Source organism: Paenibacillus sp. J22P51 (assembly GCF_059692215.1).
This window is the reverse complement of sequence record NZ_JCAUAZ010000001.1, coordinates 1,033,487-1,054,340: the sequence shown is the minus strand read 5'-3', so window position 1 is coordinate 1,054,340 and position 20,854 is coordinate 1,033,487. Positions and strand designations below refer to the sequence as shown.

Annotated in this window: 20 protein-coding genes; 12 read left to right on the top strand and 8 right to left on the bottom strand. The window is 46.7% G+C overall.

The window, feature by feature from the left end; translation table 11 throughout:
- Positions 1 to 134 precede the first annotated feature (134 nt).
- From AC58QC_RS04125 to AC58QC_RS04110, 4 genes are all read left to right on the top strand, one after another.
- Positions 135 to 806, top strand: a complete 672-nt coding sequence (locus AC58QC_RS04125) for an HAD family hydrolase (protein WP_497413917.1) — start codon at positions 135 to 137, stop codon at positions 804 to 806.
- A gap of 75 nt (positions 807 to 881) precedes the next feature.
- Complete coding sequence (locus tag AC58QC_RS04120; RefSeq protein ID WP_497413916.1) at positions 882 to 1,106, top strand: spore germination protein; 225 nt, start codon at positions 882 to 884, stop codon at positions 1,104 to 1,106.
- A 321-nt stretch (positions 1,107 to 1,427) separates the two neighbouring features.
- Complete coding sequence (locus AC58QC_RS04115) at positions 1,428 to 2,456, top strand: cation diffusion facilitator family transporter (RefSeq protein ID WP_497413915.1); 1,029 nt, start codon at positions 1,428 to 1,430, stop codon at positions 2,454 to 2,456.
- A gap of 29 nt (positions 2,457 to 2,485) precedes the next feature.
- Positions 2,486 to 2,860, top strand: coding sequence for an ArsR/SmtB family transcription factor (locus AC58QC_RS04110; RefSeq protein ID WP_497413914.1), 375 nt, complete (start codon positions 2,486 to 2,488; stop codon positions 2,858 to 2,860).
- Positions 2,861 to 2,976: 116 nt separating this feature from the next.
- Here the strand turns inward: AC58QC_RS04110 and AC58QC_RS04105 are convergent, their stop codons facing one another.
- The 5 genes from AC58QC_RS04105 to AC58QC_RS04085 all read right to left on the bottom strand — a co-directional run bounded on the left by AC58QC_RS04105 (position 2,977) and on the right by AC58QC_RS04085 (position 9,195).
- Complete coding sequence (locus tag AC58QC_RS04105) at positions 2,977 to 4,077, bottom strand: YheC/YheD family endospore coat-associated protein (protein ID WP_497413913.1); 1,101 nt, start codon at positions 4,075 to 4,077, stop codon at positions 2,977 to 2,979.
- A gap of 6 nt (positions 4,078 to 4,083) precedes the next feature.
- A complete protein-coding gene (locus tag AC58QC_RS04100) occupies positions 4,084 to 5,211 on the bottom strand; it encodes a YheC/YheD family endospore coat-associated protein (protein ID WP_497413912.1) in 1,128 nt (375 codons plus the stop codon).
- On the bottom strand, positions 5,211 to 6,575 hold the full coding sequence (locus tag AC58QC_RS04095; RefSeq protein ID WP_497413911.1) for a YheC/YheD family endospore coat-associated protein: 1,365 nt from the start codon (positions 6,573 to 6,575) through the stop codon (positions 5,211 to 5,213). The genes AC58QC_RS04100 and AC58QC_RS04095 overlap by 1 nt, the downstream gene beginning before the upstream one ends.
- 104 nt (positions 6,576 to 6,679) lie before the next feature.
- Complete coding sequence (locus AC58QC_RS04090) at positions 6,680 to 7,792, bottom strand: YheC/YheD family endospore coat-associated protein (protein ID WP_497413910.1); 1,113 nt, start codon at positions 7,790 to 7,792, stop codon at positions 6,680 to 6,682.
- Between the two features lie 8 nt (positions 7,793 to 7,800).
- Positions 7,801 to 9,195, bottom strand: coding sequence for a YheC/YheD family endospore coat-associated protein (locus tag AC58QC_RS04085; protein WP_497413909.1), 1,395 nt, complete (start codon positions 9,193 to 9,195; stop codon positions 7,801 to 7,803).
- A gap of 284 nt (positions 9,196 to 9,479) precedes the next feature.
- On the opposite strand from AC58QC_RS04085, the gene AC58QC_RS04080 reads away from it, so the two are divergent.
- The 7 genes from AC58QC_RS04080 (at position 9,480) to AC58QC_RS04050 (ending at position 15,893) form a co-directional block, all read left to right on the top strand.
- A complete protein-coding gene (locus AC58QC_RS04080) occupies positions 9,480 to 9,779 on the top strand; it encodes a hypothetical protein (protein WP_497413908.1) in 300 nt (99 codons plus the stop codon).
- A 30-nt stretch (positions 9,780 to 9,809) separates the two neighbouring features.
- Positions 9,810 to 10,775 (top strand): FAD:protein FMN transferase, encoded by a 966-nt coding sequence (locus tag AC58QC_RS04075; protein WP_497413907.1) that lies wholly within the window; start codon positions 9,810 to 9,812, stop codon positions 10,773 to 10,775.
- Positions 10,772 to 11,344, top strand: a complete 573-nt coding sequence (locus tag AC58QC_RS04070) for a ferric reductase-like transmembrane domain-containing protein (RefSeq protein ID WP_497413906.1) — start codon at positions 10,772 to 10,774, stop codon at positions 11,342 to 11,344. The genes AC58QC_RS04075 and AC58QC_RS04070 overlap by 4 nt, the downstream gene beginning before the upstream one ends.
- Positions 11,345 to 11,456: 112 nt before the next feature.
- Positions 11,457 to 12,512 (top strand): acyltransferase, encoded by a 1,056-nt coding sequence (locus AC58QC_RS04065; RefSeq protein ID WP_497413905.1) that lies wholly within the window; start codon positions 11,457 to 11,459, stop codon positions 12,510 to 12,512.
- A gap of 759 nt (positions 12,513 to 13,271) precedes the next feature.
- On the top strand, positions 13,272 to 14,000 hold the full coding sequence (gene nfsA, locus AC58QC_RS04060) for an oxygen-insensitive NADPH nitroreductase (RefSeq protein WP_497413904.1): 729 nt from the start codon (positions 13,272 to 13,274) through the stop codon (positions 13,998 to 14,000).
- Between the two features lie 100 nt (positions 14,001 to 14,100).
- Positions 14,101 to 14,388 (top strand): hypothetical protein, encoded by a 288-nt coding sequence (locus tag AC58QC_RS04055; protein WP_497264633.1) that lies wholly within the window; start codon positions 14,101 to 14,103, stop codon positions 14,386 to 14,388.
- Between the two features lie 176 nt (positions 14,389 to 14,564).
- Positions 14,565 to 15,893, top strand: a complete 1,329-nt coding sequence (locus AC58QC_RS04050) for a DRTGG domain-containing protein (RefSeq protein ID WP_497413903.1) — start codon at positions 14,565 to 14,567, stop codon at positions 15,891 to 15,893.
- Here AC58QC_RS04050 and AC58QC_RS04045 read toward each other — a convergent pair.
- The 3 genes from AC58QC_RS04045 to AC58QC_RS04035 form a co-directional block, all read right to left on the bottom strand.
- Positions 15,890 to 16,183 (bottom strand): YtpI family protein, encoded by a 294-nt coding sequence (locus AC58QC_RS04045; RefSeq protein WP_497413902.1) that lies wholly within the window; start codon positions 16,181 to 16,183, stop codon positions 15,890 to 15,892. The genes AC58QC_RS04050 and AC58QC_RS04045 overlap by 4 nt on opposite strands.
- An 84-nt stretch (positions 16,184 to 16,267) precedes the next feature.
- Complete coding sequence (locus AC58QC_RS04040; RefSeq protein ID WP_497413901.1) at positions 16,268 to 16,759, bottom strand: sporulation membrane protein YtrI; 492 nt, start codon at positions 16,757 to 16,759, stop codon at positions 16,268 to 16,270.
- On the bottom strand, positions 16,756 to 17,088 hold the full coding sequence (locus AC58QC_RS04035) for a YtrH family sporulation protein (protein WP_497413900.1): 333 nt from the start codon (positions 17,086 to 17,088) through the stop codon (positions 16,756 to 16,758). Before AC58QC_RS04035 ends, AC58QC_RS04040 begins: the two co-directional genes overlap by 4 nt.
- A 123-nt stretch (positions 17,089 to 17,211) precedes the next feature.
- On the opposite strand from AC58QC_RS04035, the gene AC58QC_RS04030 reads away from it, so the two are divergent.
- Positions 17,212 to 20,817, top strand: a complete 3,606-nt coding sequence (locus tag AC58QC_RS04030; protein WP_497413899.1) for a DNA polymerase III subunit alpha — start codon at positions 17,212 to 17,214, stop codon at positions 20,815 to 20,817.
- The last annotated feature ends 37 nt before the right edge of the window (positions 20,818 to 20,854 follow it).

Here is a 20,854-nt window from a genome sequence, read left to right as displayed (position 1 = left end):
TTTCAATCATAACTGAATTGTTTGAGATCGGCAATAACCATTTTTCCATGATTGTACATTGACTTACATGGGTATGTTTGCCATTCTTAACTTAGATCATTACAACTATTTTATACATATAAAGGAGTAAGAAGATGACGACTCGGGGACAACTGCCTGAAGCAATGCTTTTTGACTTGGACGGGACCTTATTTCAAACGGAAACCTTACTGTTACCAGCTTACCATGCGACATTCGACGAGCTTCGTGCCAGAGGCTTCTACGAGGGAGAAACGCCGCCGGAAGAACGAATTCTAGGGGCTTTGGGTATGCTGCTCGAACATATATGGATGCGTGTTATGCCAGAAGCACCGATTGCCACACATCAGGAAGCCGATAAGCTATTGATCAAATACCAGGTTCAAGGGCTTCTGGAGGGCCGCGGGGAGTTATATGAGGGTGTGGCTGAAACCTTGCAGACCTTGCACGCCCAAGGTGTCCGATTATTTGTTGCGAGCAATGGGTTAGAGAAATATGTGAAAGAAGTAGTTGCAGCGATGGGGCTTGCGCATCTATTCGAGGGGTTATACAGCGCGGGTGAGTATCAAACGAGATCTAAAGTAGATTTAGTCAAACTACTGCTTGAAACCCACGGGATTGGGTCGGCTTGGATGGTTGGAGATCGCTCATCGGATGTTGAAGCAGGTCTGCGCAATAACCTGACCGTTGCAGCTTGCGATTATGCTGGCTTCCGAGAGGCTGGTGAGCTGGATGGCGCGCATATGCGTCTCGGTCGATTTGCCGATTTGCTGGATCATATTTCCTAATCTGTGCAATCAGTCGCAAAGCGGCATTGGTGGGCATACACTATAGCACATTGAGAGATAAAGGTGCTGATCAGAATGCCTTCTTTTGTAGGGATATTTAACATCATAAGGAATGAAGGAAACCTGATTAACGGAGATACGTGTGTCATTGCCCCGACGAGTGCCTCCAAAACTTATACAGGCGCGGGCGGGGGAATAACGGGGGATTTTTCGATATCCACGACCGTTTTCAGTGCGACAATTACGCTAGACCCTGACGTGATTGATGCAGGGGCGAATAAGGCAGGTACGGGGACCTAAATAAGCAAATCGCACTTGATTATGACCGATTCAAGCTCACCTCGCGTGAGTCGATGAATCGGTCTTTTTCCACATTAGGGAGTATAAGTTTTCGGTTCCCGAAAACGTCTTGCTAATTGGCGATAAAAACAACCTTTAAAACGCGGTCGCTCATCCTCGAAGGACATCGATACAAGTTTTTCTCATTTTTGGTGAAGCCTATTGACACTGGCAAGCGTGCTTCTTTATTATAAACATATGAGCAATCATTCATATATTAATGTCATTTTACAATATCCGTCATTTATGGCTCAAGCAGTGAGCAGCTAGGGAGGGAATGCCATGCATCAGCACGATTCTGGTAAACAACACGCATGTGGACATGACCACGGAGATGAGAACAAAGGTCATAAGCATCATGACCATGATGGCCACGGCCATAACCACGATCATCATCATGGTCACGGTCACCACCATCACGGGCATGGCCATCACCATGGGCACACAGGGAATAAACAAGGGTTACTCATTGCGCTGGGTATAACGGCAGGTATCATGCTGCTCGAATTTGTAGGCGGGCTATGGACGAATAGCTTAGCTCTGCTCTCTGATTCGGGTCATATGCTTAGTGATGCAGGCGCACTGGCTCTAAGTCTCCTTGCGCTATGGTTTGCAGCAAAGCCCACCTCGTCGCGCTTATCCTTCGGCTTTCACCGATTTGAAATTTTAGCTGCACTCTTTAATGCAGTGACGTTATTTGCCATCGCGGGACTCATTATTTGGGAGGCGATTGAACGCTTCCTACATCCTACTGTCGTTGCTAGTGGATCTATGATGTTGATTGCATGCATAGGTCTACTAGCTAATTTGTTAAGTGCTTGGTCGCTCATGCGCAAAGGAGATATACATGGCAATTTGAATTTGCGCAGCGCGTATCTGCATATTTTAGGTGATGCTTTAGGATCTGTGGGTGCGATATTAGCTGGCGCTCTCATGCTGCTCTTCGGGTGGTATGTGGCGGATCCTATTATTAGTATCATTGTTTCTCTACTTATTTTAAAAGGCGCGTGGAGTGTTCTGAAATCAACGCTGCACATCTTAATGGAGGGGACACCAGGTTCTATTTCCATCGGTAACGTTAAACAGGTATTAGAAGAAATTGATGGTGTCGTTGATGTCCATGACTTGCATGTATGGACGATTACATCGGGGATAGAGGCCTTGAGTTGTCACTTGCTTATCATGGATGATCGTGACAGTCAGGAAATTCTTCAACAAGGGATCACTGTCATTGAGAAGCAGTTTGGCATTACGCATGCGACGATCCAAATTGAGAAATCAATGAACAATCACAGCGTTCTTCCTGTATAAAATAGGTGACGAAGCTAGGGGGATTTCGTATGGATAAAGGATTGCTGGAGGTAAGAACCGTAACCGACGATTGCAGCTGCGAGCATGCGGAGCGGTCCCCAGCGGAACTCGAGAGTGAACTAACAGATGGGCAGGCAGTTGGAATTGCCGAGATCTTCAAAGCACTAGGAGATCCAACTCGTGTTAAAATCATCTACTTCTTACTGCGTAAGGAGCTCTGTGTTCATGAGCTTGGGACGAGGATTGGGATGGAGCAATCTGCCGTTTCACATCAACTACGGTATTTGAGAGATCTGCATATAGTCAAAAGACGCAAAGAGGGAAAGACCGTGTATTATTCCCTAGATGATGAGCATATTGAGCAAATATTTGTACAAACGATTGGGCATCTAGGGCATATGTAACTGTAACTGGTTACAAGCCGAAAAGAAGAAAAACCTAAAGCAACGAGAATTCCATGTCATCTCGTTGTCTCAGGTTTTTCTTGTTTTAATGGTGGTTTTTATGGGGGGAATCGGGATTAATTATCAGGGCTTTGATTTCTTTGCTTCAGCATCCAAAGGGCGTATTCCAACGGTCTTGTTACAGCTTTCTGGTAAGTCGCGTGTTGACCAATTCTGCGAAAAACTTCGCGAGAAGGCTTCGGATTGACTTCGAGAAGCCATACATTGCCTTTGGGATCAACAGCGATGTCCATACCTAGCTCGCACAGCTTGCCGAATTTGACCTCTAGGTAGTCAGCAAGCTTGTAAGCAAAATCGTTCATCTCGTCTTTGATAGATTCTATTTTCTCAGGGGAAGAGAAGCGATAACCTAATAATCGATCTTGCGTGACGGCAGTGCCGCCTCCGTGAAGATTGGAGGTAATGCTGCGATGGGGACCAATTCTTCCAGCACATCCGGTCACTTCCCACGTACCTTGACCGTTTTTCTGAATAAGCAAACGATAGTCATGCACACGGCCATCATTCAGTGTAAGATGGATCCCTTGTTGTACGACATAATCAGGGCTCAGATTCAACGTATGCAGCTTAATTGCTAGCTGTCTTTCATTGGCTCTAAAGGGCGCGATGATCGATCGGTATTGATTTCTTCCTTGCAATAAATATAGATCGGAGGAAAGCTGTTCAATTCTCATGATTCCTCTTCCTCCGGTGCCATTCTTTGGTTTGACATAGATAAGCTTATACTTCTTCAGGAACCTCATCAACTCATGGATGGTGCTGTATCGCACTGTCGCTGGTAAATAAGGACGAATTGTGCTGCTTTGGGAAAGTGTTTGATGCATCGCCCATTTATTGGCGAGCGGCCTACTTAAATAAATGAGTTTGGCATGGCGGTTGCGGAAGGCTTGAAGCATATGATAATTCGCCGCGGCTTTATAGCGGCAGCGATCGTAGATAATGGGAGGTAATGACGTGATCTTCCGAAGCCATCTTCCTCGATTGGAATCAAATGTGAGCGTTCGCACTGCGTTTCCCTGTACATCCGCCGGAGTAAATACTTCGACTTGAACGCCTAGCTTCAGGCCTTCCTTACTTAGCCGTTTGAAATAGGCAAGCTCTTCAAGTCGTGAGTTGTTTAAATAGATAGCGAGTACGCCTAGTCGTTCTTGAGCCAAGCATAATCACCTTCTTCTCCGATTATTGATCAAATGCAGACTGTATTGAATAATCCGTTCAAGCGATTTTTGACGAATTCGGGGTTCGTCGAATTTCATTGGCTTCGAATTAGCTTCAAAAAACCAGATGTGTCCTGCCGTGTCAACGCCGATATCCATGGACATTTCTCCAAGGGGATTGCCAGAGGACTTCTCAATTTGAGTAGCGAGTGTTATCACCGCAGTCCGAACTCGCTTTAGAATGTTTTTGGCTTCTTTAGCTCCGAAAGCATAAGTCAGCAGCTTCCGCGGTTCTTCGATCGATCCGCCGCGCGGAACGTGTGTTGTGATGCTTGCTTTGCCTGCTACACGAGCTCCGATACCAGAAACACTCCACTCACCCTTAGCCGTTTTCTGGACTAATGCACGCAGATCATAGGCACGTTCTTTGAATCTTGTAAGGGCAATCCCCTGTTGAACGATATAATCCTGGCTACCGCGCTTCTGATCCCATTCATCCCAGATGTCGTCCGAAGAATTATGAAAGCTATAGACCATTTTCTTGTCTTCTAGACGGCTCAGTCGATATTGCGATTGATTGTTTTTGTTGGTCACGCGATCAATCCGCATGATGCCCATTCCGGCTTTGCCTTTTACTGGTTTCAAGTAAAGCACAGGGTGTTTCTGTAGCAATTGTGAGAGATCAGACACCTGGTTCATTTGAAGTGTGTCTGGCATATAGGGCTTGCTTTCCTTGGCACTATTTAACCAACTGAATAATGTCCATTTATTAAAGAATGAAGGATTGAACAAATGAATGCTTGTGCTTCGTTTACAGGCTTGAATGGTTTGTTGAACCTCGGGCCTCATTTCCATTTTTCGGTAGGGAATGCGATTGTAAACAACTTGAGGAGAGGGAACAAGTTCCCTGCTCCATTTATTAGTACCTAATTGAAAGCGATAACCGTACATCTCAGAGTTCGAAATGCTGAAGTCTTTCGCAGTCACGACATAGACGTCGAGGCCTAACCGCTCACCTGTTTTTATCAAATCCAGAAAGTTGTCTAAGTTTCCACGAAATACACGGGAGCTGTCTTTCACCGTGAGGATGGCCATCGTAGGTCTAGGTGCTTTCTCATGAAGGGTAAAACCCATTAGTTTTCCCTCCTTGAGCGGAAGCGGCTCAAATAAAGACAATGCTCATAAACACTTTGAATGGTAGCAGCATCTCCGTCTTTCAGCGAAGGATGCTTGAATATCGATCGGCCTGGCTTCGCATTGGCTTCAAACATCCACACTTTTTCATTCTGATCGATTCCGATATCGAAGCCTAACTCACCGAGCAAATGGTCATAATTATTTTCGATCCCCTGCGCAAGCTTAATAGCTGTTTCTTTGGCGTTATCAAGAATTTGCTCTGCACGACCTCCATAGACTAAACGTAGAACCTGTTCAGGTGTCATTAATTGACCACCATTTCGGATGTGTGTTGTCACACTGCCTTTGCCTGATTTCTTAGCACCAATCGCAGCCACAACCCATTGATTACTGCCGTTTTTCGTCAAGTGGAAGCGGAAATCAATGGGGCAATTATCAATTTCGATGAGTCGAATTCCTTGTTGGGCGACATAGCTTGCTAAACGTCCGCGTCCTGTACCCAGCATTTGCATCAAGCCCTCGAATTTGGCATAACGAATCAAAACATTTTTATTCGATTTGCGGTAACGAACGAAATAACCGCGCTTCGGATTATAAGTTACCCGAAAAATTCCGATGCCAAGGCTGCCCGCTGTTGGCTTCAAATAAATAAATTTATGTTTATCGAGCATTTCTTTAATTTGCTCGGCAGTGGGATTAATTTTGGATTCAGGTACGAAACGGAAAGCGTCGTCGCCGTCTAGCATTTTGTATACATCCCATTTATCAAAGAAGCTCCAATTAAAGATCGGAATACCTCGTTGTACGAAGCGATTTTTAAATCCCTCCATACCTGCAGATTTCTCCGCTTTGCGGCTGGATAGCCGGTTATAGATAACATCGGGGAGAGGGAATGTTCTACGCATCCAGCCTCCGCCTTCTTTCGGGATAAGGCCAGACACCGTCTCTTGAATCCAGTTCACATTCTTGGGACTGAAAGCGAAGCTGAACGAACGATGTGAACCTGTATTAATGACTTGGCGAATGAAGCCTGTTATTGAGCCGAATGGCGATGTACCGTTTTCCACATTGGTTAAAACGCCGATAAGTGGACCGATACGAAGCTCTTTATTGTTGGTATTAGAAACTAAAACATTCCCAGTGCGAGGAATACGCAAGGAGGCCATTAAGGAAAGCGGGATATACATATGCTGACCACTTTTTTTGATCAAACGGATCGGTAACGAAGTACCTTTACTCCCAACCTTTACAGTAATGGATTTAATTCCGGTTAACCGTAAAGCTTTGGCGAGATCACTCGTTAAGTAGACCGATCTATCTGTTCGTTGTACGGCGTGGAGCATACACGATGTCAAACTCATTAGGTTACCCTCCTAAACTTGTTGCCCTACGGGGCTTTCCGTGTCAAAACAGGCAGATATAGCTTCTGCCCCCAATGAGCACGTTCAAACAAAGCTTAGCTAGCTCAGCTCAGCTGTTTGTTTAACAAAAATCCAGCATAGTGGATCGGATTTGCAATTGATTTCGTACGTGCTCGCTCATTATGCAAACGGGCAAAAATCGTTCTGCCCGGCTTCGAATTCACTTCAAGGATCCACACACGTCCACTGGTATCGATTCCTAAATCAATGCCAAGTTCTGCAAGTCGACCGTGATAAGACTCCAGTACAGACGGAATGTGCTGTGAGAGCCTGGCAATCGTGTCAATCAGCTGATGAGACTTCATTTCACCGAATTCTCTGATAAGAAAATGACTCACATCCTCGGCAGAGCCACCGCCATGTAGATTAGAGGTGATACTTCCAGGTTTGCCAACGCGAACGGCCATACCCGTATGTTCCCAGTTTCCGCGACCATTTTTCTGCACTAAGGATCGAACATCATAGGCCATCCCGTTCATCGAGTGAAGATGTAAATATTCTTGCAGGAGATAGGGCCGTGAGCCTAACAAGCTCTTCAGCCATTGCCAGCAAGAATGCCACTCCTTAAACTCTTCTGTGATGGGGTGATTACGTCCATCTCGTCCTTGCACGTGATACAACAGTCCCTCTTTATGAATGTGCAACGCACCTCTGCCTTGACTGCCGCCTTGTGGCTTTAAGAAAGCATCTGCCCTACGCTGAAACCAGATTTCGAGCTGTTGTCCGCTTCGGAGTCTGCTGGTTTCTGGCAAGTATGGTTGTAGATCAGGATCCTTCTGTAAGATCTGTCCCACTTCCCACTTTCCGCCCAGACCGTAACCAAGAAACCGAATAGAGGACATGGAACGCAGCTTGCGCACATGATATTGATACGTGAGATAACTATGTTTATTGCTGAAGAAACAACGATCATAGATGAGAGTCGGAAGGGGGAACAGCTTTGTAAGCCATGCCTGCTGTATTCTATCGTACATGTAGCCCCTTACCATTTTTTGGTTCCAGTCGATGCGATTTGGTGAGAAGACAAACACATCAATCTCCTCGTTAGCTCCGTGCGTCGTCAGATTCTGATAGAAGTTCGTGTTGGCAAAAGGTAGTTCTCTGTTTAGTTCAGTTACCATGATCCCCAACAAGGGTCGCTGTGTTCGCAATCGCATGTTTCACCTCAATACTTCGCTAAGAAACGAGCGTATTTGATTAGCGTCTTAACAGATGGTCTAATTTTATTTTTATTATTAGGGTCGGTGTTTAGTGCTGTATTATCATCCTTAGATGGCTTGGAATTGACTTCTAGAAGCCAAACTCGGCCTGATCGATCAACAGCAAGATCAATCCCTAGCTCTCCGAAATGACTTGGAATTTGGGTTTCGATCCCCTTGGCAATGTCCAACGAGGCCTTGCGTAGCTTCCTTATAATGGAGACACGCGTTGGAGAGGAGAAGCCAGCTTTGGCTAATGCTTCAGGGACCGTTGATAAGCTTCCACCGCGTGCAAGGTTAGAGACAAAGTGTTGGCTGCCTGCAATCCGACCTACAATGGAAGTGATTTCCCATTCTCCTTTTTCACCGCGTTGAACTAGTGCTCGGAAGTCAATTGGATTTCCCTCCGCAGTAATGAGATCAAGTCCTTGCTGGATTTGATAACGCTGTGTCTTGAGCTTCCCGGAAATGGACTGGAAGACGGCTAGAAGTGAAGGGAATGTCTGTCTACGGACACCGGCAAGGCTTGTTGAGTGAGCCGTATACGATTCACCGAGACCTTCTTTGCGAATACGAATAATGCCATTGCCGAGACTTCCAGTGATCGGTTTAAGGAAAAGAGCACTATGGCGAGCAGCCATAAGTTTCAGCATTTGAAAGTTTTTGAAAAGATACGACTCAGGCAAGTAACTGTGCAATGAGCTATCTTTACGCAAAGCCTCAAAAACCTCTGTTTTGTTCAAATATTTCTCATTAAAGATTTCCGTGCCATACCGGGACTTGACGTCCTTCATAAACTGCTGAACATTGGGCATATTCTCGTATTTGCGCGAGGTGAGTCGATTGTAGATAACATTCGGAATAGGGAACGTTTTTTTACTCCAAGAACCATTAGCATACGAATAAGCAGAAAGTGTTTGTGGATTTGCACGCATCTCTTGTGGAGGGAAGAAACACACACTAGCCCCTACTTGATTACAAGCATCGGTCAATTCTTTACAAAAAGTGGTGATAGGACCAAAAGGGCGGCTGGGGGAACTCGTATTAACGCGGCTAATCATGACGCCAATTAAAGGTCCGATCGACATTGTATTCGAAGTTGGCTTATAGTTGATAGTAAGCCGTGCCCCTTGATGTAGACCAATCTTTGATGCAAGTGCAGGGTCGACACGGAGGCTATTCGGTACAGCAGCTGTGACCACTTTGACATCCTGCTGGTATGAGCCGAATCGCATGTTAATCATTTGATTGGACGGAACTTTCCATTTTCTTGCAATGGCTTCACTTAGAACAACGGTTCGATCATCCAAATAGATGCTGGTGCTTTGAATGGATACGCCAACTTTCGTTCTGGTGGTCAATAGTGAACACTCCTTCCAGCATGAGAAAATCCCTATCGAGGCCATTCATGGATGATCGACCATCGTTTAAAGGTGGATTTTATTGCCAACAAGCAAAGTAAACTACTCCATCATATGAGGACATATTTCCCTTTGTGCCTAGGCTTCGGAAGGAAAGCGCCCATTCTTCAAACATAACTTCAGGGAGTTTTCAGCTAATTTTTAGGGTTTACTCAGGATTTTAGGACTTTAACCGCGTATAATTAGCCTTAGATTCTTAATCAGAGAGATGGGATGGATTAGGTATGAAAGCATCCTCCAAATGGACAAAATGGCAGATCGGGCTCGTGAGTGCGATGATTGTGGTCTATTTATTTCAGGAAGTTAAAGAAAGTCCTGAATTTCTTGGTGCGGTTCGAGAGGCTTCTAATGCAAAGCTGAATTCGACAACCATGACCACACAGCAAAAGGTCGACACACCATCGACAGAGCCATTCAATAATAGAAACTCAGATAATAGGATGGAAAACAGCGGAAGACAACCACAGTCACAAATACAATCACCATCACAAACAAAGCCGCACACAAGAAGTCACGCATCCTAGCATCGTGAATGGATAGGAGATGATGGCCGTATGCTTCAAGAGCTCACATTTCGCGCAATGAATTCACACATGCAGGTTCTATTGGAATCAGATACGTCAATAGCTCAGCTTGAAATGCCCATATTGGATAGGTTTACTATTGAGGAACAACGGTTTAGTCGGTTTCTATCCGCTAGTGAATGCTCATATATCAATGCGCGAAGCGGGCAGCCTAGTCTCGTTTCTGACAGCATGATGGAGGTGCTTGAGCTAGCGAGGCATTATAAGGAACAAACGAGTGGCGCTTTTGACATTTGTATTGGACATGCTTTGCAGCAAGCGGGGTATAGACAATCATTTGAGAGAATAAAGGCATGGAATGTGGAGCTGGAACAACATCCTGCCCGTACTGGGACAGGATTGGAGCTGCAAGTGGATCCTTGGATGAAATCGGTTCGAATCCCGGCAGGTCACCAACTGGATTTCGGCGGGATTGTGAAAAGCTGGACAGCTCACCAAATAGCAACTCTGCTGCGAAAGGATTGGCATGTAGGCAGGGGGCTCATGAATGCGGGCGGTGATGTCGTGGTCTGGGGAGGAGCGTCGGAGAACGAGCCATGGAGCATTGGAATTGCAAATCCCTTTGAATCGGATATTTCTCAAGAAGCTGCGCTTCAACTTGTAAGCGGCGCTGTAGCTACTTCCAGCATCCTGCGCAGGCGTTGGCAAACGAGTGAAGGGGAGAAGCATCACCTCATTGACACACGTACGATGCGGCCGAGCACATCTTCTGTCGTGCAATGTACCGTTGTCGGCCAAGATTTGATCGCTTGTGAAGTTTGGGCAAAAACGCTGTGTATACTTGGGATTGAAGCAGGAGTTTCCCTCTTTCAGCATAAAACACATGGCATGGAAGCTATCGTATACACCACCGCAGGTGATGTGTTTCATGTAAAGCCACTCATTGGCAGCATGGAGCTTACCTGGACTGGATTGAAAGGAGCAAGAAGTCTATGATTCATTTTTTCGTTGAATTGCCTACCTGGATGCTCATTCGAACCTTTGGTATTCTCTCGTACCTAACCTTGTTTATTGGAATGGCTATCGGTATCATTTACAGCTATCCTCAGATTAAAGGGCACACAAAGGGCAGATTGCTCCGATGGCATACCTATATGAATCTCACGGGGACCTGTTTTGCCCTCCTGCATACGGTTCTTCTCATTATAGATACTTTTATGCCTTTCGACTGGGCTGAGCTCCTAATCCCTTTTACAGCGAAACATAACCCGGTCTTGAACGGTATGGGGACAATCGCAATGTATGGCTTATTGCTTGTGCTATTTACTACAGATATTAGAAACAAGTTGAAGAGAAAGCTCTGGTTAACACTTCACTTCTTATCGTATCCAATTTATGTATTATCCATGGTGCATGGATTACTACTAGGTACGGATAGCAAGTTGGGGTGGGTGCCGTTTATGTACATGGCATCAGCGACGATATTAGTCAGTTTAACAATTATGAGGTTTCTGCTTTCAGCACGAAGACGGCAAGTCAAAGTAGGGCAGACCAAGCAATTATGAAGTCCCAAACCATTATTGGGGCTTTTTGGCATGGAATGAAGCTGTTGCGAAACATGTCGAAAATGTCTATAGTAAAAGTGTATTTATTAAGAAATGAGGATAGCAAACCGACATGGCAAAAGCAAAAATCACGGAGCTTGATATTGTCAGAGCAATTTCCATCCTTGCTGTTGTAATGATTCATGTAACGGCAGACTGGACAGTGGATCCGGCTTTGAAAGGCAGCAGCACACAGCTGTTTATTTTATTTATGAACAAAATAAGTTATTTTGCTGTCCCTGTTTTCATTTTTTTGAGCGGCATCGTGTTGTTCTATATTTATGCGGATAATTGGAGCGCTAAGCAAGCAGGTATTTTCTATTGGAAACGCGTTCGGCAAGTGCTTGTCCCTTATATCGTCTGGTCCTTTTTCTACTATATATATAATCCATGGCTGTGGACGCCAGAGCATCCAATAAAAATAGATCTTAGCGTTTTTCTTGAGCAGTTAAAATGGGCGGATTCGGGCTATCATTTGTATTTTATGATCATTATCGTGCAGTTCTACCTATTGTTTCCGTTGCTTGTTTGGGCTGTCAGAAGTGCCGCATGGTTTCGTAAAACGCTGGCGCTTTGGGGGTTAGCTATTCAGGCGGGTGTCTACATCTATAGTCACTGGTTTGGCGCGATTAGTCATAAGCCTGAACTATGTATCACGTATTTCGGCTACTTCCTCGTCGGCGGTGCCATTGGGATGAATTATGGGAATTTCCGCGCATGGTTGGATCGGAACAAAGGATGGGTGATTCCATCGTCTATCGTGAGTGGTTTGGTGTACACGGGGCTTTATTTATTAGCATCAAGAGGATATTCCTTTGAAAATACCTGGTATGAGATCACGTGGCTGTTGTACAATCTGGGCATTGGCGTAAGCATGATCTGGATGGCTAAGGAGCTTCTACTAAAATGGAAGCGGATAGGTAAGTTTTTCGTCTCCCTCGGGATGGTTTCCTTCGGGGTCTATCTCATGCACCCTGCCTTACTATCCCTCTGGAAGTATAAGGTTCACATGCCGGGGTCTATCCTGCTATTTAATGTTTACAACGGTATTGTATTTGTATTGATTGTAGGCATTCCATGGGTGTTGACCTTGCTGTATCGTAAAGGAAGAAAAGTGTTGTTGAAATAAGGTTGGAGAAGACCTCGGATTCATTGAGGCGAAAACCATTGTACTCAAACTCCCGTAGAAACTGCGAAAATGCAGGTTTTGTGGGAGTTTTTTCGTGAATATAAGTAATACCTGTTTACAGATGGTGTGAAATCGGTCTAGGTGCCGTCTTTTTCTCGCTGTAGTGATGAAAAACATCACTACAGCGGTCACCTGCCGCATTAAGGATTCTGTAGTGATGAAAAACCACCTTACAGATGGTGAAATCGATCTGAATGCCGTCTTTCTCTCGCTGTAGTGATGAAAAACATCACTACAGTGGCCAATCGGCGCATTGAGGAATCTGTAGTGATGAAAAACCACCTTACAGGTGGTGAAATCGATCTTAATGCTGTCTTTCTCTCGCTGTAGTAATGAAAAACATCACTACAGCGACCACTCGCCGCATTGAGGAATCTGTAGTGATGAAAAACCACCTTACAGGTGGTGAAAACGGTCTGTGTGCTGTCTTTCTCTCGCTGTAGTGATGAAAAACATCACTACAGCGGTCACCCGCCGCTTAAATGAATCTGTAGTGATGAAAAATCACCTTACAGATGGTGAAAACGGTCTGAGTGCTGTCTTTCTCTCTTAGTAGCAGGTTTTCCGTCTTTCCCCGCCCTCCCGTCCGCGCACCCAGCCCCGCTTATCTCCTCACTCACATTAATCTGATAGTTGGATTTGAAAATTTGTCTTGTTTCAGGGATACTGAGAAAAAAACAAAGGACGTGGACCGAAGAAATGAATCACATCATTGAACTTTTACAAAGTCATCGCTCGATCCGTAAATTTACAAACGAGCAGGTTAGCATCGAACAACGCGAAGCGATTCTGCAGGCGGCTCAGGCTGCCTCCACATCGAGTAATATGCAAGCCTTCAGCGTGATCCATGTGACGGATGCTGACCTGAAGAGCCAGCTAGCTGAGCTAGCTGGCAATCAAGCTTACGTCAGCGAGTGCCCGCTCTTCCTCGTGTGGTGCGCAGACCTGCACCGCTACGCGGAGGCGGTCCACCAACACGTGGACACGCCAGTTACTGGCAATGCTGAGAATCTCATCATTGCCACCGTCGACACTGCATTAGCTGCGCAAAATGCAGCCATTGCCGCCGAGTCACTCGGCCTCGGCGTCTGCTATATCGGCGGGCTGCGCAATAAGCCCGCTGAAGTATCCGAGCTGCTGGGCTTGCCCCAGCTCGTGTATCCGATCTTCGGCATGTGCATCGGCATGCCGGATCAAGAGCCGCTGCATCGCCCGCGGCTCCCGTTAGAGGTCGTATACCACGAGAATCGGTATACACCAAACAGCGGCGCGGTCGAAGTGTACGACGAGACGATCCGCGACTATATGAACGTGCGTACCGGCGGCAAAGTCGATACGACCTGGTCCAAGGAAATGGCTGCGAAAGCGAAGCGTCCAAGGGAGCATATGAAAGCCTTCCTGAGCAGCCAAGGCTTTGAAGTGGAATAAGCTTGGCCATCACGCGCCCATACGTTCATATATCTAGAACTTGTCTCATACAATGAAAGTAGGTAGAGATCGGTTCGAGGTTATTAAGAGCGAAAGGCGTGTGATTCGATTGAAAGGTTTCAAAAATGTCGTGTATATGAGTTTGGCAGTCGGCATGTTATTTTATTCCATCCCACAATTACAATTTCGTGAAGTTGGTTCCTTGCCGATGATTTTTAGCGTCATCTGGCTTGTGATGGCCTTGCTCATCATTGCCGCACATTTACACCAAATCCTTGGTGTAGATGAAGAGAAACGCAAACAGCAGCTCCGGATTAATCGGATGAAGAAATGGCAGATGGAGCAGCTCGTTCAGGGCAGACGAAAGCTTTTGCAATTCCGTAAGTAAGCAAAGAATGAGCTAATCTTTGACATCGAACGTATGTTTGGTATAATAAAGATGGAGCATCCAATCCAATAGGGTTGGATGCTTTTGTTTCTCCCTAGCCTCATTGTTCTTACCCGCTAGAACGATTATACTAGTAGTACAGACTAATACAGGATCTAGTGAATGAGGTGTAACAGTTGGATACACATTCGGTCGATACATTAACGAAACATGAGCAGATTTTGCGGCATATTGAAGACTTGAAGCTAGGCAGTCGGATTTCCGTTCGCAAAATCGCCAAAAATATGGAAGTCAGCGAAGGCACAGCGTATCGCGCAATTAAAGAGGCGGAGAATCAGGGACTCGTTTCGACCAAAGAGCGGATCGGAACTGTTCGTGTGGAGAAGAAGCTTCGTCAGAACATTGATAAACTGACCTTTGCTGAGGTTGTGAATATGGTGGACGGTCAGGTGCTTGGCGGGGCGAAGGGGCTTCATAAGACGCTTCACAAGTTCGTTATCGGCGCCATGGAGCAAGATGCGATGATGCGTTACATTGAGGCAGGCAGCCTGCTAATTGTAGGGAACCGGAATCGGGCGCATCTGTGTGCCTTAGAGCAAGGCGCTGGCGTCTTAATTACTGGTGGATTTAACACGAGCACCGAGGTCAAAGTGCTGGCGGATGAATTGGAGCTGCCGATTATTTCAAGCAGCTATGATACCTTTACCGTTGCATCCATGATTAACAGAGCCATCTACGATCGTTTGATCAAAAAGAAAATCATGCTCGTGGAAGATATTCTCGCCTCGGGCGCAGCGCTCTTCGCACTGAAGGCGAACAGCACCTTGAAAGATTGGCAGCGTATGTCCGAGGATACGGGCTACAGCCGCTTTCCTGTCGTTGATGAGTGGAATCGCATTATCGGTGTGGTAACGTCCAAAGATATGGTCGGCGCGAGCGCACAGCAATCCGTCGAGAAATTGATGACGCGAAATCCACTGACCGTTTCACCTCAGACGTCAGTCGCATCAGCTGCACATATGATGGTGTGGGAAGGGATTGAGCTTCTGCCGGTCGTGGATACGAATCGGAAAATTGTAGGTGTACTTAATCGCAGCGATATTCTAAAGGCAATGCAATCGATCCAGAAGCAGCCGCAGAATGGAGAAACCTTCGAGGATTTGATCTGGTCGGGGATGGAAGAAGTGAGAGATGAGAAAGGCAAACTGCGGTTTCATGGTGTAATCACGCCGCAGATGACAAATCATTTGGGCACCGTATCCGAAGGGGTTCTTACGACACTTATGACGCAAGCGGCTTACCGCATCGTGCAAGAGCATAAGAAGGGTGACCTCGTGATGGATAATATGTCGACCTATTTTTTAAAGCCGCTGCAAATTGATTCCAAAATAGAAATACGACCCACCATCATAGAGGTGAGCCGTAAATTTGGCAAGATTGATGTAGAGATTTATCATGCGGGAGCACTGGTTTCCAAGGCGATGTTAACTGCCCAAGTAATCTAGCGCAGCAAGCGATCGAAGTGTCCGTGATTGCGGATACCGACGAAAACATTGAAAACACCGATCAACACAAGTACTGTGCCGAAGATGCGGCGGAAGCTGGATTCGCTGAAGAAAAAGATCTGCGTAATGGCAATAAGAACGAGCATCAATCCCATGGCAATGTTCATGCGGGCTGTATACAAGCCTCGTTTGGCGGCATCTGACTCGCGCCTTGAACGAATGCTAAAGAACAAGGTAAGCCCGAGCAAGAGACAAATTAAAATGAATAACGTCAATTGTATGGCGTGCATAGCGACAATCCGTCCCTTATCGTTGAATTTACACTTAACTTTAGCGATTTTGAGACGGGATTGCAATATGAGCCGCCATTCACGTTATGTTTTTTTCTCTTGCGCCGTAATCCAGATGGTTAATTCGGTTTGGATTAAAACAATGGATTTAACCTCGACGACATATTTTTTATCGTGTAGGAAATACGTTCTTTGCGTGATCAATCGCTCGTAGAGAGGCTGAGAATCTCGCACAAAGGTTGCTTTTTGGCCAATGACGAGCTTGAGCTCACCTTTCACATCACCTTCGATTTCCTTTTGAATATCCTCGCTGATCAGATCATCTTGATTCTTGGGAAGCAGATGAACATTGATGACATTCACTAATGTTTGATTGTTTTTCGTCTTATTCAAGCTAGAGATATCATCTTGGAGATCATAATTCTCCTGTAAAACTTTATGCAATTGCACGTACAACTCATTATACGTGTGTTGATGAATGCTCATATATACCGCGCTCCCAATGATCGCTCCCGACAACAGCAGTCCAAAGCTCGCAAGCAGTCGTTGGTATCGGGCAAAAGGAGGGATTCTCAAGGCTGATGGCCCCCCTTGCAGATCATTTGAATAAGTGCAGTTCCGAATTGTGCCCCTGTAAAAGCAACGATGATATAGACAACCTGTTTGATCGCCGGATTGAGATGGCCGATGGCCACGTGACTTTCAATATAACGGATTGGATCAATGGTACCACCAACCGCAGCGACCATGGCCCAAATCTTGATATTTTCCGAGATGGTCAACATTTTTTCTGTGGGAGATTGCAACGTTAATACGGCTGCGATGCCGCTTAACATACTGCCTCCGAATACGACCCCGAATGCAATGCAGAAATACATGATAATACTTGCCCAAAAGCCAGCCATGTACCAATCGCTTCCTTTCTACTGAGTTGAGAGGACAAACTCTCTCTACTACTGTATGGGACTGGCTAGCTCCAATATGATAAAATGTAAGGAATAAATCACGAAAGAAGGGGGGAATTGCGGATGAGTTCGTTTGTACATCTGCATGTGCATAGTGAATACAGTTTATTAGACGGTGCGGCACGGATGGAGGAGCTTGTTTCACAAGCGGCTAATCTTGGCATGACCTCTCTGGCCTTGACGGATCATGGTGTCATGTATGGGGCAATCGCGTTCTACAAAGCCTGCAAACAGCGTGGCATTAAACCAATTATTGGGTGTGAAGTGTACTTCACTGCCGGTTCCATTCGGGATAAAGGAACTAGGCAGGAGCAGCCGATTTATCATCTTATTTTGCTTGCGAAGAATTTCAAAGGCTATCAGAACCTAATGAAGCTCACGTCGATTGCACATCTACAGGGCTTTCACTATAAACCGCGTATTGATTTAGAACATCTGTCTCAGCACTCAGAGGGGCTGATTTGCCTAAGCTCTTGTTTAGGTAGTGAGGTTTCCCAGCATTTGCTCCATAACCGTTACGACGAGGCTCGCAAAGCTGCAGAGCGTTATCGCGACATTTTCGGTGACGATTTCTTTCTGGAAATTCAAGATCACGGCATGATTGAGCAGAAAAAAGTGATGGTTTCGATGATCGAATTGAGCAAAGAAACCGGAATTCCTTTGATCGCAACGAATGATGTGCATTACGTAACAGAGCCGGATCATGTGATGCAGGATATACTTATTTGTATTGGCACTGGCAAAACCGTGGAGGACACGGATCGTCTCAAGATGGGAACGAGCCAGATGTATTTGAAAAGCGAAGAGGAGATGCGACGCCTATTCGTCCATGTACCAGAGGCGCTTGCGAATACAGCTGTGGTAGCTTCGCGCTGCGATCTCGAACTGACGTTCGGGAAATCGATTTTGCCAAGCTTCAGGCCGATTCCAGAGCATTTGACCGCCGGGGCTTATTTGCAGGAGCTGTGCAAGCAAGGGTTGGAACAGCGTTATGGCAGTAAGCCAGAATGGCGAGATCCGAGCCATCCCATGAGGAAACAGGCTGAAGATCGCCTTGTTTATGAACTTGGTGTCATTGAGAACATGGGCTTCTCAGATTACTTCTTAATCGTATGGGATTTTATTAGATTCGCGCATGAGAAACGGATCATGACAGGGCCTGGTCGGGGATCCTCCGCAGGAAGTTTAGTTGCTTATGTGCTGCGCATTACGAATGTCGATCCGCTGCAATATAAGCTGCTGTTTGAACGTTTCTTGAACCCAGAACGGATAACCATGCCGGATATAGATATTGATTTTAGCGATGAGCGACGGGATGAAGTCATAGATTATGTCGTGGCCAAATATGGTCATGAACATGTTGCGCAAATTATTACCTTCGGAACGATGGCGGCTAAGGCCGCTGTTCGGGATGTAGGGCGTGTCCTCAATGTGCCTTACGGGGACGTGGATCGAGCAGCAAAAGCGATTCCTAATCAGCTAGGCATGACACTGAAGGAAGCTCTTCAGGTTAGCTCTGATTTGAAAGGGATGGTAGCCAGACAGCCTAAGACTGCAGAACTGCTGGAAATGGCAATGCGAGTTGAAGGTATGCCGCGCCATGCCTCAACGCACGCTGCCGGTGTAGTCATTTCGCGTGAGCCGCTGACGCATTATGTTCCCCTGCAAGAAGGCACGACACAGACGGCACTCACGCAGTATACAATGGAGCATTTGGAAGCGATCGGACTCCTCAAGATGGATTTCCTGGGTCTACGGACCCTTTCGATCATTGAACGAACCGTGGATTGGCTTGCCCAAATGGAAGAGGTTCAGATTAACTTTGATCTCCTCAACATGGATTCGGATAATATCACGTATGAGATGCTTAGCAGAGGTGAAACAACAGGCGTATTCCAACTGGAGTCAACGGGCGTTCGCAAGGTGCTAAAGGACTTGAAGCCATCTGAATTTGAAGACATTATTTCTGTTTTAGCCTTGTACCGTCCCGGCCCGATGGAATTTATACCGAAATATATTGCAGGTAAACATGGACAGGTGGAGGTTGTTTATCCGCATCCGACCCTTGAGCCTATATTACGCGATACGTATGGCATCATCGTGTATCAAGAGCAAATCATGCAAATTGCCTCGTCGATGGCAGGCTTCAGCTTAGGAGAAGCGGATCTATTGCGTAGAGCCGTTTCCAAAAAGAAGCGGGAAGTGCTGGATGAAGAACGTACGCATTTCGTCTCAGGGAGTTTACGTCAAGGATTTAACGCGGATGAGGCGAACCATGTGTATGATATGATTGTGCGTTTTGCTGATTATGGCTTCCCGCGTGCGCATGCGACGGCATATGGGGTGCTTGCATTTCAAACGGCTTATCTAAAAGCGCATTATCCGATCTATTTCATGGCTTCGATGTTAACCGCGGTTATGGGGAATCATCGCAAGGTTGCTGAGTACGTAGATGAATGTCGACGTGTGAAGCTCGCTGTCCTGCCGCCGGATGTGAATGGCAGCGGAACGGTGTTTACACCCGATTCGAGCGCCGGAGCCATCCGTTTCGGATTGGCCGCCATCAAAAATGTCGGAACACAAGCCATAGATGCCATTCTTAGTGAGAGAAAGAAAGCGCCATTCGAGAGCCTGTTGGATTTCTGTCGTAGGGTCGACCTCCGCGTCTGTAACAAGCGGGTGGTTGAATCCCTCATCCAAGGGGGCGCCTTCGATTCGCTTGGCGGTCACCGTGCCCAACATCTCGCCATCTTAGATGAAACAATCGCTTCTGCTACGAAATGGCGCAAGGAACGGGACGATTTACAGCTTCACCTTTTCGGATTTGTCGAAGAGCCGAACTGGGAGGTTGAGGTGCCGAATATCCCGCCGATGCCGCCATCCAAGCAGCTAGAGTTGGAGAAAGAGCTTCTCGGCATGTATATCTCGGGTCATCCTCTGGATGCTTATTCCGAGCAGTTGGCAGAGCTGGATGCTGTAATGCTGCATCAGCTAACGGAACTGCCAGATCATAGCGATGTCATAGTAGCCGGGATGATCCTCTCGAACAAGACGATCGTCACCAAAAAAGGCGATCCCATGGCGTTCATGGAGCTGGAGGATCGCATAGATAAAGTTGAGGTGGTCTTGTTCCCCGAGACCTGGAAGAAGTCGGCCCCGCTCGTGCAGAAGGGCAGACTCGTCCTCATCCGTGCGAAGCTGCAGCTTCAGGACGAGGACCCGCCCAAGCTGCTCGCGGAGCAGCTTGCCGCGCTGGACGACCCGGAGGCCGTCCAGCGGCTTCGCAGGCAGCCTGCGGCGCAGCGACGATCCCCTGACGATGTCAGGGATCGTACGCCGCGCTCGGCTGCCCCACAGAGCGGCGCGCGCAGCGCCGCTCCAACACCACAGGCGGCCCCCGCTGCGGGCCGCCCAGAGCCCCGCGCTGCTGCTGAGGCGAAGCCGCAGCGCGTGTTCGTCAAGATCACGGCTGACTGCGAGCAGCCGGATAAGCTCCTGCAACTGAAGGCGCTGCTGAAGCTGCATAAGGGCCAGCTCGCGGTTGCGCTTTTCTATGAAAGCAGCAACAAGCTCTTGGCCTTGAGCGACCAGTATCGGGTCGATCCGACCAAGGATCTGATGCGCATGATCGAGACGATTATGGGCAAAGATTCCGTCCGAGTGAAATAAGAAAATTCTCGATCGTGGTTTTTCTCTTGTGGTAAAT

Coding starts and splice junctions, on each gene's coding strand:
- AC58QC_RS04125 (WP_497413917.1), top strand. CDS start 135: ATGACGACTCGGGGACAACTGCCTGAAGCAATGCTTTTTGACTTGGAC.
- AC58QC_RS04120 (WP_497413916.1), top strand. CDS start 882: ATGCCTTCTTTTGTAGGGATATTTAACATCATAAGGAATGAAGGAAAC.
- AC58QC_RS04115 (WP_497413915.1), top strand. CDS start 1,428: ATGCATCAGCACGATTCTGGTAAACAACACGCATGTGGACATGACCAC.
- AC58QC_RS04110 (WP_497413914.1), top strand. CDS start 2,486: ATGGATAAAGGATTGCTGGAGGTAAGAACCGTAACCGACGATTGCAGC.
- AC58QC_RS04100 (WP_497413912.1), bottom strand. CDS start 5,211: ATGGGTTTTACCCTTCATGAGAAAGCACCTAGACCTACGATGGCCATC.
- AC58QC_RS04095 (WP_497413911.1), bottom strand. CDS start 6,575: ATGAGTTTGACATCGTGTATGCTCCACGCCGTACAACGAACAGATAGA.
- AC58QC_RS04090 (WP_497413910.1), bottom strand. CDS start 7,792: ATGCGATTGCGAACACAGCGACCCTTGTTGGGGATCATGGTAACTGAA.
- AC58QC_RS04080 (WP_497413908.1), top strand. CDS start 9,480: ATGAAAGCATCCTCCAAATGGACAAAATGGCAGATCGGGCTCGTGAGT.
- AC58QC_RS04075 (WP_497413907.1), top strand. CDS start 9,810: ATGCTTCAAGAGCTCACATTTCGCGCAATGAATTCACACATGCAGGTT.
- AC58QC_RS04070 (WP_497413906.1), top strand. CDS start 10,772: ATGATTCATTTTTTCGTTGAATTGCCTACCTGGATGCTCATTCGAACC.
- AC58QC_RS04065 (WP_497413905.1), top strand. CDS start 11,457: ATGGCAAAAGCAAAAATCACGGAGCTTGATATTGTCAGAGCAATTTCC.
- nfsA (WP_497413904.1), top strand. CDS start 13,272: ATGAATCACATCATTGAACTTTTACAAAGTCATCGCTCGATCCGTAAA.
- AC58QC_RS04045 (WP_497413902.1), bottom strand. CDS start 16,183: ATGCACGCCATACAATTGACGTTATTCATTTTAATTTGTCTCTTGCTC.
- AC58QC_RS04035 (WP_497413900.1), bottom strand. CDS start 17,088: ATGGCTGGCTTTTGGGCAAGTATTATCATGTATTTCTGCATTGCATTC.
- AC58QC_RS04030 (WP_497413899.1), top strand. CDS start 17,212: ATGAGTTCGTTTGTACATCTGCATGTGCATAGTGAATACAGTTTATTA.